Origin of the sequence: Streptomyces sp. HmicA12, from assembly GCF_000373565.1 — a bacterium.
In the GTDB taxonomy this organism is placed as follows: Bacteria; Actinomycetota; Actinomycetes; order Streptomycetales; family Streptomycetaceae; genus Streptomyces.
The window spans coordinates 130983-145233 of the sequence record NZ_KB891801.1; the positions used below are offsets into that span (position 1 = coordinate 130983).

14 protein-coding genes are annotated in these 14251 nt (G+C 71.4%); 7 read left to right on the top strand and 7 right to left on the bottom strand.

What is annotated here, in order from left to right; genetic code table 11:
- Positions 1-10 precede the first annotated feature (10 nt).
- Complete coding sequence (locus tag B072_RS0110290) at positions 11-469, bottom strand: hypothetical protein (protein ID WP_018529855.1); 459 nt, start codon at positions 467-469, stop codon at positions 11-13.
- 197 nt (positions 470-666) lie between these two features.
- On the bottom strand, positions 667-1551 hold the full coding sequence (gene rsmI, locus B072_RS0110295; RefSeq protein ID WP_106432847.1) for a 16S rRNA (cytidine(1402)-2'-O)-methyltransferase: 885 nt from the start codon (positions 1549-1551) through the stop codon (positions 667-669).
- A gap of 87 nt (positions 1552-1638) precedes the next feature.
- Between rsmI and B072_RS0110300 the strand changes: the two genes are divergently transcribed.
- The 5 genes from B072_RS0110300 (at position 1639) to B072_RS0110320 (ending at position 8454) form a co-directional block, all read left to right on the top strand.
- Positions 1639-3420 (top strand): phospholipid carrier-dependent glycosyltransferase, encoded by a 1782-nt coding sequence (locus tag B072_RS0110300; protein WP_018529857.1) that lies wholly within the window; start codon positions 1639-1641, stop codon positions 3418-3420.
- Between the two features lie 124 nt (positions 3421-3544).
- The gene (locus B072_RS0110305) at positions 3545-5188 is read left to right on the top strand and encodes a penicillin-binding transpeptidase domain-containing protein (protein ID WP_018529858.1); all 1644 of its coding nucleotides are present in this window, start codon (positions 3545-3547) and stop codon (positions 5186-5188) included.
- A gap of 182 nt (positions 5189-5370) precedes the next feature.
- A complete protein-coding gene (locus tag B072_RS0110310) occupies positions 5371-7047 on the top strand; it encodes a penicillin-binding transpeptidase domain-containing protein (RefSeq protein WP_018529859.1) in 1677 nt (558 codons plus the stop codon).
- Positions 7048-7114: 67 nt separating this feature from the next.
- Positions 7115-7606, top strand: coding sequence for a YbaK/EbsC family protein (locus B072_RS0110315; protein ID WP_026245655.1), 492 nt, complete (start codon positions 7115-7117; stop codon positions 7604-7606).
- On the top strand, positions 7603-8454 hold the full coding sequence (locus B072_RS0110320) for a DMT family transporter (protein WP_018529861.1): 852 nt from the start codon (positions 7603-7605) through the stop codon (positions 8452-8454). Before B072_RS0110315 ends, B072_RS0110320 begins: the two co-directional genes overlap by 4 nt.
- Positions 8455-8496: 42 nt before the next feature.
- Here the strand turns inward: B072_RS0110320 and B072_RS0110325 are convergent, their stop codons facing one another.
- Entirely contained in the window at positions 8497-9279 is a 783-nt protein-coding gene (locus tag B072_RS0110325) for an SDR family NAD(P)-dependent oxidoreductase (RefSeq protein ID WP_018529862.1), read from the bottom strand.
- A gap of 110 nt (positions 9280-9389) precedes the next feature.
- On the opposite strand from B072_RS0110325, the gene B072_RS42930 reads away from it, so the two are divergent.
- Positions 9390-9974 carry a hypothetical protein gene (locus tag B072_RS42930; RefSeq protein ID WP_018529863.1) on the top strand — a complete coding sequence of 195 codons (585 nt, stop codon included), beginning with the start codon at positions 9390-9392 and terminating at the stop codon, positions 9972-9974.
- Here B072_RS42930 and B072_RS0110335 read toward each other — a convergent pair.
- From B072_RS0110335 to B072_RS0110350, 4 genes are read right to left on the bottom strand one after another with little or no spacing between them, the layout of a single operon-like run.
- On the bottom strand, positions 9920-11119 hold the full coding sequence (locus B072_RS0110335; protein ID WP_051127141.1) for a serine hydrolase domain-containing protein: 1200 nt from the start codon (positions 11117-11119) through the stop codon (positions 9920-9922). The two genes, B072_RS42930 and B072_RS0110335, sit on opposite strands and share 55 nt — an antisense overlap.
- Before the next feature lie 28 nt (positions 11120-11147).
- A complete protein-coding gene (locus B072_RS0110340; protein WP_043243676.1) occupies positions 11148-11918 on the bottom strand; it encodes an energy-coupling factor ABC transporter ATP-binding protein in 771 nt (256 codons plus the stop codon).
- The gene (gene cbiQ / locus B072_RS0110345; protein WP_018529866.1) at positions 11906-12667 is read right to left on the bottom strand and encodes a cobalt ECF transporter T component CbiQ; all 762 of its coding nucleotides are present in this window, start codon (positions 12665-12667) and stop codon (positions 11906-11908) included. Before cbiQ ends, B072_RS0110340 begins: the two co-directional genes overlap by 13 nt.
- Before the next feature lies 1 nt (position 12668).
- On the bottom strand, positions 12669-13736 hold the full coding sequence (locus tag B072_RS0110350; protein WP_018529867.1) for an energy-coupling factor ABC transporter permease: 1068 nt from the start codon (positions 13734-13736) through the stop codon (positions 12669-12671).
- Between the two features lie 140 nt (positions 13737-13876).
- On the opposite strand from B072_RS0110350, the gene B072_RS0110355 reads away from it, so the two are divergent.
- Complete coding sequence (locus B072_RS0110355) at positions 13877-14245, top strand: SsgA family sporulation/cell division regulator (RefSeq protein WP_018529868.1); 369 nt, start codon at positions 13877-13879, stop codon at positions 14243-14245.
- The last annotated feature ends 6 nt before the right edge of the window (positions 14246-14251 follow it).

The following is a 14251-nucleotide window of genomic DNA, read 5'->3' on the forward strand; positions in this document are numbered from 1 at the left end:
CCCGCGGGGCCTACGAGGCCTTCGGGTCGTCCCCCCGGTGGTGGTGGCTGAAGGGGTGCAGCAGGTCGGACAGGTGCCAGTGGTGGCGCTCGCCGGGCTCCGCTGCGGCCGGGTCGGGGACCTCGACGGGTCCGGCGGCGGGCACGGACTGCTTCCGCTGCATCACGTCACGCACCGACGAGACACGGCCGGACCGCATGATCCGGACGACGTGGCCGCCGCAGTTCAGGCAGGTGGGACTGGACAGTGGTGACGGCACCCGCTCGCCGTCCACCACGTACGTCACGAACTCCGCACCCTCTCCGTCGACGTGGTGCTCGATGTCGTACGACTGTTCCCAGCCGTGCCCGCACCGCATGCAGGCGAACGCGTATGCCTCGTGGGCGACGGATATCGCCGCGCTGCGGTGGGGGGTCTGTGGTGCCGCGGCACCGGTGATGGCCGTCTTGGAGGCTGCGAACTCGCTCATACCAGCTCCTCTTGTCCGCCGGACAAGCGCTGCCCGGGGGCAACGTGGGGACGGGTGCGTCCCTTCAACCAGTGGACGCCTCCGGCGGGCCGAGCGCAAAAGACCTGTCGACTGTTGGAGCCGATTTGGCTTTTCCCTGCCGAAATGGGCCTGGCACCCGGTCTTCGCTTTGCCATCCAGGCTAGTCCTTTACGTCCCTATGGGGTGCCCCGATTCGCATTCTTTGCCGCCACGACGGCATCGAAGACATCCCGCTTGGGTAGCCCGGCATCGGCCGCGACGGCGGCGATCGCCTCCTTGCGCCGCTCCCCCGCCTCCTCGCGCACCAGCACCCTGCGCACCAGCTCATCGGGGGTGATGTCGTCGGCGGACTTCGCCGGCGCGCCCTCGACGACGACGGTGATCTCGCCGCGCACGCCTTCGGCGGCCCATTCGACGAGCGCCTTCAGGGGGCCGCGCTTGACCTCCTCGTAGGTCTTCGTGAGCTCGCGGCAGACGGCGGCCCTGCGCTCCGGGCCGAATGCCTCGGCCATCGCGGCGAGGGTGTCGTCGAGGCGGTGCGGGGCCTCGAAGTAGACAAGAGTTCGGCGTTCTTCGGCCACATCCCGAAGGCGGCTCAGCCGCTCGCCCGCCTTGCGCGGCAGGAACCCCTCGAAGCAGAACCGGTCGACGGGCAGTCCGGACAGCGCGAGGGCGGTGAGCACGGCCGACGGGCCGGGGACGGCGGTGACGCGGATGTCGTGCTCCACCGCCGCGGCCACGAGCCGGTACCCGGGGTCGGAGACCGACGGCATCCCGGCGTCCGTCACGAGCAGCACGCGCGCGCCGCCGGTGAGGGCCTCGACCAGCTCCGGCGTGCGCGCGGTCTCGTTGCCCTCGAAGTAGGACACGACGCGCCCGCCGACCTGCACCCCGAGCGCCTGGGCGAGCCGCTTCATGCGGCGGGTGTCCTCGGCGGCGACGACGTCGGCGACGGCCAGCTCCTGGGCGAGCCGCGGCGGAGCGTCGGAGATGGCCCCGATGGGGGTGCCGGCCAGCACGAGCGTTCCGGTTGAAGCTGCTGAATCAGCGGTTCCTGTCACGGTTCCATCCTCGCAGGGACGGGGCCTGGCCGACTCGGCCGCGCCCTCACACGGGACTCGCACAGCGCGGTTCCCTACGATGGCGCGGTGACCAGTACCTCGTCGTCGGCCAAGGCGAAGCAGAGCGGCCCCCCGCCGGAACAGGCTTTCTCGGCTGCCGAGGCGGCCCCGTCGTCCGCGTGGCTGCGTGGCCTGCGCCGGTTCGGATACCGGGGGCCACAGGCGGAGGGCGTCGGAGAAGGCGATGTCGGCGAGCGCCTCGTGCCGTCGTTCACCGCGCCGTCGTCGCGCATGTGGGCGTCGTTCGGGCTGAGCCGGTTCACGGCCGACCCGGCGGGCCGGCTCGTCGGCTGGGCGGGCCCGCTGCTCGTCACGTTCGTCGCGGGCCTGCTGCGTTTCTGGAATCTCGGCAGCCCGAAGGCCGTGATATTCGACGAGACGTATTACGCGAAGGACGCGTGGGCGCTCATCCACCGTGGATTCGAGGTGAATTGGCCGAAGAACGCCAATGACCTGATCCTCAAGAACAACGGCGACATCCCGATTCCCACCGACGCCTCCTATGTCGTGCATCCGCCGGTCGGCAAGTACGTCATCGGCATCGGCGAGTGGATGTTCGGGTTCAACCCGTTCGGCTGGCGGTTCATGACGGCGCTGCTCGGCACGTTGTGCGTGCTGATGGTGTGCCGGATCGGGCGGCGCCTGTTCCGCTCGACGTTCCTGGGCTGTCTCGCCGGCGGGCTGCTGATGGTGGACGGGCTCGCGTTCGTGATGAGCCGGACCGCGCTGCTCGACTCGGTGCTCGTGTTCTTCGTGGTGGCGGCGTTCGGCTGCCTGGTGGTGGACCGGGACCGGACCCGGGAGAAACTGGCGGCGGCGCTGCCGGTCGACGAACACGGTCTGGTCCGCCCCGACGAGCGCGTCGCCGAGACGCTGCGGCTCGGATGGCGCCCATGGCGCCTGCTGGCCGGACTCTGCCTGGGCCTGGCCTGCGGCACGAAGTGGAACGGCTTCATCTATCTGGCCGCGTTCGCGCTGATGTCGGTGCTCTGGGACGTCGGTTCGCGGCGGGTGGCCGGGGCGCGGCACCCGTGGATGGCGACCTACCAGTGGGACCTGGGCTGGGCGTTCCTGTCGACCGTGCCGGTCGCGATCGGTACGTACGTGCTGTCCTGGCTGGGCTGGATCCTCTCCCCGGCCGACGGCTCCGGCGGCTACTTCCGCAACTGGGCGGCGACCGCGGGCCAGGGCGGCAGCTTCACCTGGCTGCCGGACTGGGTGCGCAGCCTGTGGCACTACGAGCACGAGGTCTGGAAGTTCAACACCACCCTCAGCTCCCCGCACACCTACCAGTCCAACCCGTGGAGCTGGATGGTCGACGGCCGCCCGGTCTCGTACTTCTACGAGTCCCCGGCGGCGGGCCAGGACGGCTGCCCGGCGGACGCGACCGAGAAGTGCGCCCGCGAGGTCCTCGCGCTCGGTACGCCGCTGCTGTGGTGGCTGGGCTGCTTCGCGCTGCTGTACGTGCTGTGGCGCTGGTTCTTCAAGCGGGACTGGCGGGCCGGCGCGATCCTGTGCGCCGTCGCGGCGGGCTATCTGCCCTGGTTCAACTACCAGGAGCGGACGATCTTCTTCTTCTACGCGGTCGTCTTCGCGCCGTTCCTGTGCCTGGCGCTGGCGATGCTGCTGGGCGGGATCATAGGCAAACCGGGGTCGAGCGAACGACGGCGGGTGATCGGGACGGCGAGCGCGGGCGTGCTGGTCCTGCTGATCGTCTGGAACTTCGTGTACTTCTGGCCGATCTACACGGGAACGGCCATCCCGATCGACTCCTGGCGTTCACGGATGTGGCTGGACACCTGGGTGTAGGTCGGTTTCGGCCGCACTTGTGATCACTCTTCGGACACCTTCGGACACCAACTGGAAAACACCCCGTCACCTCGGCCCCCGGCGCGCCTAGAGTCCCTCCCGTCAACCTGGGGAGGGGGCGCGCATGCGCAAGGGGGTCAAGGTCGCCATCGTCGGCGGGGTGTTCACCGTGATGGTGGGCGGCGCCGGCTACGGGGCCTTCAACATCGTCACCGCGGTCACGGGGGACGGCGGTTCGTCGACGCAGAGCGGGCCACAGGCCCGTCGGACCGGGCCGCCGTCGGCCGACGAGGTCGAAGAGGCGTCGCGGAAGTTCCTGACGGCGTGGGCGAAGAACGACCCGGCCACGGCGTCGCACTACACGAACAACGCCGAGGACGCCTCGACGGCGGTCTCCGGCTGGCACGACGACGCCCACGTCACGCACACCGTCCTGACGGCGGGCGAGCCGGCCGGTGCCAAGGTGCCGTTCAAGGTGAAGGCGACGGTCTCGTTCGACGGCAAGAAGCGGACGATGGCGTACGGCTCGTCGCTGACGGTCGTGCGCGGCCGCACCACGGGCCGCGCCCTGGTCGACTGGGAGCCGGCCGTGCTGCACCCCGCGATGGAGAAGGGCGACAAGCTCGTCACCGGTGAGTCGGCGGCGCCGCCGATCGAGGCCGTGGACCGGGGCGGGGCCGTGCTGACCGCGAAGAAGTACCCCTCCCTCGGCCCGGTCCTGGACCAGCTGCGCGCCAAGTACGGGGACGAGACCGGGGGTTCGCCGGGCGTGGAGACGTACATCGAGCGAACGGCCGCCGACGGCACGACGACGACCGCGAAGACGCTCCTGACCCTCCGCAAGGGCAAGCCGGGCAAGCTGCCCACCACGATCAGCGCGAGCGTGCAGGCGGCGGCCGAGCAGCAGGTGAACAAGTACGCCAAGTCGTCCGTGGTGGCGATCAAGCCGTCCACCGGTGAGGTGCTCGCGGTCGCCAACCAGGAGAAGGGTGAGTTCAACGCCGCGTTCCAGGGCGGCACCGCGCCCGGCTCCGTGATGAAGATCCTGACCGCGTCGGCGCTGCTCGACAACGGTGTCGTCCCCTCGGCGAGCGGCGCGGCGCCCTGCCCCGACTCGGTCGTCGCGCTCAGCCAGACCTTCCACAACCTCAAGGGCATGGCGCCGGACGAGGGCGCGACCCTGAGCCAGAGCTTCGCCCGCTCCTGCAACACCGCGTTCATCAAGCTCTACGACGATCTGAAGCCGCAGCGGTTCGCGGACGAGGCGACGAACCGTTTCGGCCTCGGCAAGGACTGGAAGACCGGGATCGTCTCCCGGGACGGCTCCGTGGACATCGACGGGACCTCGAACGACGCGGCCGCCGTGATCGGTCAGGGCCTGGTGAAGGTGAACCCGCTCAACATGGCGTCGGTGACGGCGACCGCCATCACCGGAGCGTTCCGCCAGCCGATCGTCGTCCCGCAGAACCTCGACAACCGTCGACTCGCCACCGCGCGAGGCGTCGCGCCCGCGACCGCGCAGCAGGTCAAGCAGATGATGCGGATCACCGCGACCAGTGGCACGGCCGTGAACGCGATGCGGTCGGTGCCCGGGGACAAGGGTGCGAAGACCGGTTCCGCGGAGGTCGACGGGCAGGGCACCGCGGACTCCTGGTTCACGGGGTTCCGGGGTGACGGCATCGTGGCCGCCGCGACGGTTCCGCGGGGCGGCCACGGCGGCGACGCGGCCGGACCCATCGTCGCGGCGGTGTTGAGCAGCGCCCCGTGAGGGGCGCGGGGCCGTGTCGATGTGCGGCTCCGCCGCGGGGCGCGAGAAACCACACGAAACCGCAGACCCGTCTGCGGCGTTCTGTAGTACGGCGGGTGCGGCTTGTCCGTTGCCGGTCGCGCAGTTCCCCGCGCCCCGACGGGGCTAGGCTTACCGTCCGCTAGATCCCCCGGAGGGAAACGTTGGGCACCAGAGGCAAGCGCCACGAACCGGCGCGCCGCAACATGAACGCCCTGGTGATCGGCGGCGCCGCTGTCGTCGCTGTCGTCGGGGCAGGCGTCGGCGCCTACGCTCTGATGGACACCTCCGACGCGAAGGCGGGCAGCTCCGCCAGCTCCGACGAGAAGCCGGAGATCAAGACCGGCCCGCCCTCCGCCAAGGAGGTCCGGACCGCGGCCGACCGGTTCCTCACCGCGTGGCAGTCCGGCGACGCGGCCAAGGCGGCCGCGTACACCGACGACCCGAGCACGGCGGAGAAGGCCCTCACCGGCCTGACCAAGGACGCCCGGCTCACCGACGTGAAGCTCACGCCGGGCAGGAGCACGGGCGCCGAGGTCCCCTTCCACGTCGCGTCGACCGTCTCGTACGAGAAGAAGACCAAGCCCTTCGCCTACGACTCCGCGCTCACGGCCGTGCGCCGCAAGAGCGACGGCGAGGTCCTCGTGAAGTGGCAGCCGTCCGTCCTGCACCCGGAGTTGAAGGACGGCGACAAGCTCGTCACGGGTGAGGCGGGCGACCCGCCGGTGAAGGCCGTGGACCGGGACGGCGACGAGCTGGACGTGAAGAAGTACCCCTCGCTCGCCACGGTCGTCGACGGGCTGCGCGAGAAGTACGGCAAGACGGCGGGCGGCACGGCGGGCGTCGAACTGCGCATCGTGCGCAAGGAGTCGTCGTCGAAGAAGGAGGCCCAGCCGGACAAGACCCTGGTCACCCTCTCCGAGGGCACCCCGGGCACGGTGAAGACGACCCTCTCCCCCACCCTGCAGGCGGCGGCCGAGAGCCAGGTCGCCTCGCGCAAGCGGGCCTCGGTGGTCGTCGTCCGGCCGTCGACCGGTGAGATCCTCGCCGTCGCCAACTCCTCCGCCGGGTTCAACACGGCCTTCCAGGGCTCCCTCGCACCCGGCTCGACGATGAAGGTCATCACGTCGTCGCTGCTCCTGGAGAAGGGCCTCGCGGCGGTCGACAAGCAGCACCCCTGCCCGAAGTACTTCACGTACGGGCACTGGAAGTTCCAGAACGACGACAAGTTCCAGATCAAGAACGGCACGTTCAAGGCAAGCTTCGCCGCGTCCTGCAACACGGCCTTCATCAGCCAGGCGCCGGAGCTCGACGACGACTCGCTGACCAAGCAGGCGCAGCAGGTCTTCGGGCTCGGGCTCAACAACTGGGCGGTGGGCGTGCCGAGTTTCGACGGCGCGGTGCCCGTGCAGTCGCAGGCGCAGATGGCGGCCTCGCTGATCGGGCAGGGCGGCGTGCGGATGAACCCGCTGAACATGGCGTCGGTCGCGGCGACCGTGAAGAGCGGCACCTTCCACCAGCCGTACCTCGTCTCGCCGGACGTCGATCACCGGACGCTCGCGAAGGCGTCGCGCTCGCTGTCCTCGGGGACCCTCGCGGACCTGCGGGAGCTCATGCACTACACGGCGGTCGCGGGCACGGCGGTGAAGCCGATGTCCGGGCTCGGCTCCGACATGGGCGCGAAGACCGGTTCGGCGGAGGTCGACGGGCAGAAGCAGCCCAACGGCTGGTTCACGGCGTACCGCGGTGACCTGGCGTCGGCGGCCGTGGTGCAGGAGGGCGGGCACGGCGGCGACTCGGCGGGCCCGATCGTGCGCCAGATGCTGCTCGCCGGGGGCTGAGCCGGGGTCGGTCCGGGAGCCGATACCGGGTCGCGTGGGCGGTACACGGGCCATTAGCGTGCCGCCCATGACTGATGCAGCACACCCCCGTTTCACCGAAGCCGCGACCTCGATGGGGCTCGCCGAACTCCTGCCGCGCGTGCGGAACTTCCCCGAAGGGGCCCGGACCGCGCAGGAGGCGGCGGACGCGATCGGCTGCGAGCTCAGCCAGATCTGCAAGTCGTTGATCTTCGCGGCGGACGGGGTCCCGGTGCTCGTCCTCATGGACGGCGCCTCGCGGGTCGACGTCGAGCGGGTCCGCGGCGAGCTGGGCGCCGGGAAGGTGACCCGCGCCAAGGCGGACGTGGTCCGGGAGTTCACCGGGTACGCGATCGGCGGCATCCCGCCCTTCGGGCACGCCAACCGGACCCGCGTCCTCGCCGACCGGTCCCTCCTGGCCCACGACACGGTGTGGGCGGCGGCCGGCACCCCGCACACCGTCTTCCCGATGGCGCCCAAGGAGCTGATCGCGCACGCGGGCGCCGACCTCGTGGACGTACGGGAAGACGCCTCGGCATGACGCCGCTCGTCGCCGCGGCGGTGCTGCTCGCCGCCGTCACCCACGCCTCCTGGAACGCGCTCGCCCACCACATCACCGACAAGCTCGTCGGGTTCACGCTGATCTCCGGCGGCGGGACGCTGATCGGCCTCGTGATGGCGCTGTTCGCGCCGGTCCCGGCGGCGGGCGCGTGGCCGTACCTGGTCGCGTCGGCCGTCATCCACGTCGGCTACTACTGGCTGCTGATGACGTCGTTCCGGCTGGGCGACTTCGGCCAGGCGTACCCGATCGCGCGCGGCACGGCGCCGCTGGTGGTCACCGTCCTCGCGGCCGTCTTCGCGGGCGAGGTGCCGGGCGGCTGGCAGGCGGCGGGGGTCGCGGTGTCGTGCGCGGGCCTGACGGGGCTCGCGCTGTGGGGTCTACGGGGGTCGGGCGGCAGGCCCGACTGGCGGGCGCTGGGCGCCGCGCTCGCGACCGGGGTGTCGATCGCCTCGTACACGGTCGTCGACGGGCTCGGCGTGCGGGCCTCCGGCTCGGCGACGGGGTACATCGCGTGGCTGATGATCCTGGAGGGGATCGCGGTGCCGGTGTTCGCCTGGTACCGCTGGCGCGGCGAACTGGTCGGGAAACTGCGGCCGTTCGCGGTGCGCGGGCTGATCGGGGCGGGGCTCTCCGTGACAGCGTACGGGCTCGTGCTGTGGGCGCAGACGCGGGCGGACCTCGCCCCGATCTCGGCGCTGCGGGAGTCCTCGATCATCGTGGGGGCGGCGATCGGGGCGGTGTTCTTCAAGGAGCGGTTCGGGGCGCCTCGGGTGGTCGCCGCGGGGGTGATGGTGGCCGGGATCGGGTTGATGTTGCACGCGGGGTGAGCGTCGGCCGTGGTTCGGGGCTCTGCCCCGGGACCCCGCTGCTCAATCGCCGGAGGGGCTCGATTTCCTGAAGCCCACGTTCACGGCAGTGAGTCCCCCGTCCACCGGCAGCACCACGCCGGTGACCCATGCCGCGTCCCGCGAGGCCAGGAACGCCACCGCCGCCGCGATGTCCTCCGGCTCCCCGACCCGGCCGAGCGGGTACAACTCCCTTACGGCGTCCGGGTTCCGGCCCTGATCCGTCCAGGCCCGCGTGCGGACCGTTCCGGGTGCCACGAGGTTGACGCGGACGCCGCGCGGGCCCGCGTGGCCCGCCAACGTCCTTGTCAGGGAGGCGAGTCCGGCCTTCGCGGCGCTGTAGGCGTGGTTCCCGAAGTCCTGGATACCGTTCACGGAGCCGATGTTGACGATGGCGCCGCGGCCGGAGGCGACGAGGTGCGGGAGCGCGGCGCGGCTGCACCGGTAGGCGCCGGTGAGGGTGAGGTCGAGGTCGCGGGCCCACCCCTCGTCGTCCTCGTCCTCGAAGAGCGGGGCGTCGGGGTGGCAGGAGTAGGCGTTGTTGACCAGTACGTCGAGCCGTCCGAACGTCTCGACGGCGTACGCGACAGCGGCCGCCACAGACTCCTTGTTCCCGACGTCGCAGGCGAACTCCCTTGCCGTACCGCCCCGTTCGCGGATCTCTGCGGCCGCCTTCTCCGCCGCCACCGGGTCGATGTCCGTCACGAGGACGCGGGCGCCCTCCTCGGCGAGCCGGGCGGCCACCGCGGCGCCGATGCCGCGCCCGGCGGCGGTGACCAGGGCCGTGTACCCCTCGAAGCGTGTCATGACGGGGACGCTACCCGGGACATCCCCGATACGCGTCTCGGGGTGCGCTGCGGGCCCAACCAGGGCTCCCCCCAATCGAGTTGGGACCCTTGCGAGCGAAGAATCGCACCATGACCTCACACCGCAGCGACTTCGTCCTCGCGCCCGCCCTCTTCGGCGCCTACGGGCTCATCCGCATCCTCGACGGTCTCGACGGCGAGCGCGGGCCGGGGCTCGCCTGGACCGCCGGGCACCTGTGCTTCGTCGTCGGGCTGTTCTTCTTCGTCCGTGGCTTCGTCGCGATGCGCGCCCTCGCCGGGCCGCGCGACCGGTGGGCGACGGCGGGCCTGGTGGCCGCGGTCGCCGGATCGTTCGCCCTCACCGTGCAGTTCGGGGTGGACATCGTGACGGGCCTGATGGCCGACAGCCACGCCGAGATGGGGCGCCTCTCGGACAACTTCGGCTCGCTGCCGGGCGCCGAGCTCGCCTTCTACGCGGTCGGCCCGATGTTCTTCTTCGTCGGCCAGGTGATTCTCGGCCTGCGGCTGTTCGCGCTGCGCAAGCTGCCGGTGTGGTCCCCGTGCCTGCTCTTCACCGCCTCGCTGCTGCCCCTGACGACCAAGGACCTGATCCCGCTCGGCGCCGTGCTCCTGCTGGCCGGCTACGCCCCGCTGTGGCGGCCCAGCGCTTCCCGCACCGCCCTCACCAGCGCCTGAGCGCGCGGGTCGGCGGTGACGCCCTTCCGCATCCCGTTCGTCACGTAGCCGAACGCGATACCGGACTCCGGGTCGGCGAACCCGAGGGCGCCACCGCGGCCCGGGTGACCGAAGGAGCCCGGGGCGAGGAGCGGGGACGCGACGCCGTGCAGCATGTAGCCGAGGCCGAAGCGGGACGGGACGACGAGGATCCGGTCGGGTCCCGCGGACGCCTCGGTGCGCGCGAGCCGGAGGGTCTCCGGCGTGAACAGCCGTGTCCCGCCGTCCACTTCGCCGATCAGCGAGGCGTAGAGGCGGGCCAGACCGTCCGCCGTGCCGATGCCGTTGGAGCCGGGGAGCTGGGCGGCGCGGTAGGCAGGGTCGTTCTCGTCCGGGGCCGGGGTGATGCTGTCGAAGGCGCGGCGGGTGAGCGACTCCGGGTTCGTGTACGCCTCGGTGAGGCCGCGCTTGGGGCGGACCCTCGGGCCGCCCGCGGTGGCCGGGGCCTCGACCGGTCCGACCCGGCCGACGCGGTGGGCCCGCGCGTCCGGCAGCCCGATCCACAGGTCGGCGCCGACCGGCCCGGCGATCTCCTCGGCGACGTACGCGCCCAGGGAGCGCCCGGTGACCCGCCGCACCAGCTCGCCGGTGAGCCAGCTGTACGTCTGCGCGTGGTAGCCGTGGTCGGTGCCGGGCGCCCAGAACGGGGCCTGCGCGGCGACGGCCGCGGCGCCGAGGTCCGGGTCGGCGGCCTCGGCCGGGGTCAGCGGCCGGTCGAGGGCGGGGACACCGGTGCGGTGCGCGAGGACGTCCCGCACCCGGGCGTCCTCCTTGCCGTGCGCCTTGAACTCGGGCCAGTACGCCCCGACGGGCGCGTCCAGGTCCAGCTGCCCGCGCTGGTGGAGCAGGAGCAGGGCGGTGGCGGCGACGCCCTTGGTGGCGGAGCGCAGGATGTGGGCGGTGCCGGGCTCCCGGGAAGTCACTCCGTCGACATCCCGCGTCCCCGCGTACAGGTCGACGACCTTGCGTCCGCCCTCGTACACGACGACGGCGGCACCGCGCTCACCGCGGGCCGTGAAATTCTCGGCGAAGGCGGTACGTATGCCTTCGAATCGGGGGTCCGTCGTGCCGTTCACTGCTGTCTCCACGGTGGGTGCAACAGGCATCGGGGGCGGATGATTCCGGCGCCGGAGGTCAGCTCCGGTGTGCCACCGACGCCGGGTCGAACCCGAACGGCAGCTCCAGCCGGTGCGCCCGCATCAGGTCCTCGTCCATGAGCAGGTCCCCGGTCGCTCCGTCGGCCGCGATCACGCCGCCGCTGAGGATCAGTGCGCGCGGGCACAGTTCGAGGGCATACGGGAGATCGTGCGTGACCATCAGGACCGTGACGTCCAACGAGCGCAGGATGTCGGCCAGTTCGCGGCGCGAGGCCGGGTCGAGGTTGGAGGACGGCTCGTCGAGGACCAGGATCTCGGGCTCCATCGCCAGGACCGTGGCGACCGCCACCCGGCGCCGCTGGCCGAAGGAGAGGTGGTGCGGTGGCCGGTCCGCGTACTCCTCCATGCCGACCAGGGCGAGTGCCTTGCGGACGCACGCCTCCAGTTCGGGTCCCTTCATGCCGGCCGCCGCCGGGCCGAACGCGACGTCCTCGCGGACCGTCGGCATGAACAGCTGGTCGTCGGGGTCCTGGAAGACGATGCCGACCTTGCGGCGGATCTCCGCCATGTTCCGCTTGTCGACGGGCAGCCCGGCCACCGTCACCGTGCCGGCGCCGCCGGTGAGGATGCCGTTGAGGTGCAGGACGAGGGTCGTCTTGCCCGCGCCGTTCGGGCCGAGCAGCGCGACCCGCTCGCCCTGCGCGATGGTCAGGTCGACACCGAAGAGGGCCTGGTGCCCGTCCGGGTAGGCGAAGGCGAGGCCGGACACATCGAGAGAGGCAGGAGAGTCAACAGTCACAGCATCCATCCCAACAGACACACCACGAGCGCCGCACCCGGCAGGGCCAGCGCGTACGACCACTGCGTGCGCGACGCCGTGACCTCGTCGATCACGGGCATCGAGCCCGCGTATCCCCGGCTGACCATGGCCAGGTGCACCCGCTCGCCCCGCTCGTAGGAGCGGATGAACAGGGCGCCCGCCGACTTGGCGAGGACGCCCCAGTGCCTGACGCCGGACGCCTCGAAGCCGCGGGACTCGCGCGCGATCTTCATGCGGCGCATCTCGTCCGTGATCACGTCGCCGTAGCGGATCATGAAGGACGCGATCTGGACGAGAAGGGGCGGCAGCTTCAGGCGTTGCAGGCCGAGGAGCAGTTCGCGCAGCTCCGTCGTCGAGGCGAGCAGCACCGACGCGGCGACGCCGAGGGTGCCCTTCGCGAGGACGTTCCAGGCGCCCCACAGTCCGCTCTCGCTGAGCGACATCCCGAGCACCTGCACCCGCTCACCCTCCGCGACGAACGGCATGAGCACCGCGAACGCCACGAAGGGGACCTCGATCAGGAGCCGCTTCAGCAGGAATCCCGCCGGGACCCGGGCCGCGTACGCGACCGCCGCGAGCAGCACCGCGTACAGCGCGAAGGCCCACATCGCCTCGCGCGGGGTGGACACGACCACGACCACGAAGCAGAAGACCGCCGCCAGTTTGGTGTGCGGGGGCAGCGCGTGGACCGGCGAGCGGCCCGCGCGGTAGAGACGGTGGGCGTGTCCGGCACCCATGTCAGGCCTCGACCCGCTGCGTGACCTCGGTGGAGGCCGCGTCGCTCGTACGGCGCCTGCGCAGCGCCCAGAAGATGCCGGAGCCGGCGACGACCGTCACGCCGACGCCGATGACACCGGCGAGGCCGCCGGAGATCCGGGAGTCGGTGATGTCCTTGACGCCGTAGTCGGCGAGCGGGGAGTCGGAGGAGGCGTGCTCCTTCGTCTTCTTGTCGATGCCCTTGTCGTGGGCGACCTTCTCCAGGCCGTCGGGGTCGGCCGAGGCGTAGAAGGAGACGAAGCCCGCGAGGACGAGGGAGGTGATCAGGCCGACGACCCAGATCTTGCGGTGCGAGCGGGCGGCGACCGGCGCGGCGACGGGTGCGGGAGCGGCCGCCGGGGCGTCCACCAGTTCCCCGCCGACCTTCAGCTTCAGCTGCTGGGTGAGGCCCCGCGCCCCGTACACGAGGTCGGGCCGGACGGCGACGACCGCGCCGACGGTGAGCGCGGTGATGACCGCCTCACCGATGCCGATCAGGACGTGGACGCCGACCATGGCGGTGGCGACCTTGCCGATCGAGACGTCGGTGGTGCCCCCGACGGCGTAGACGAGGGTGAAGACGACCGCGGCGGCCGGGACCGACAGCAGCGCCGCGACGAAGGACGCCACCGTGATCGAGCGGCGCCCGCGCGGCAGCACCTTCACCAGGCCGCGGAAGACGAGGTAGGCGACGACGGTCGTGGTGATCGCCATGTCGGTGATGTTCACGCCGAGCGCGGTCAGGCCGCCGTCGGCGAAGAGCACGCCCTGCATGAGCAGCACCACGGACACGCACAGGACCCCTGTGTAGGGGCCCACGAGTATCGCCGCGAGGGCGCCTCCCAACAGATGGCCGCTGGTGCCTGCGGCCACCGGGAAGTTGAGCATCTGGACGGCGAAGATGAAGGCCGCGACCAGACCGGCCAGCGGAGCGGTGCGCTCGTCGAGCTCGCGGCGCGCTCCGCGCAGACTGACGGCGACGGCGCCCGCGGCGACGACACCGGCGGCCGCCGAGACGGGGGCGTTGATGAATCCGTCGGGGACATGCATGTCAGGGGCTCGACTCTCCGCTGGGGACGGGGCGGTGGTTAACCGTTCGATGATAGTGGCTTGTTGCGAACAGCTTGCAAGAGCGTCTCGGCATCAGTTGTGCCTGGCCTGTAGAGCCAGACATATGGGACATTTGATGCATGAGTGACGCCGAGCAGTACGTCGAGCAGTACGCCCGCGCCCGTCTCGTCACCGACTCCGCCGACGAGCACCGGACCGTACCGGTCGTGCTGCGCTACGGCGGGGACGACCACATCCGCGTCACCCTGCCCGCGCTGGAGAACATCCCCGACGGCGAGTGGGCCTTCCCTCGCGAGCTCCTGGAGCGCGGCCTGCGCACGCCGGTCACCGGCGGCGACGTACGGATCTGGCCGTGCGGCCGGGTCCAGGCGGTCATCGAGTTCCACGCACGCGCAGGGGTGGCGGTCGTGCAGTTCGACGTGAAAGCGCTGATCCGCTTCCTGCGTCGTACCTACACGACCGCCACCCCTGCGACGATCACCCCGTGACCGTCA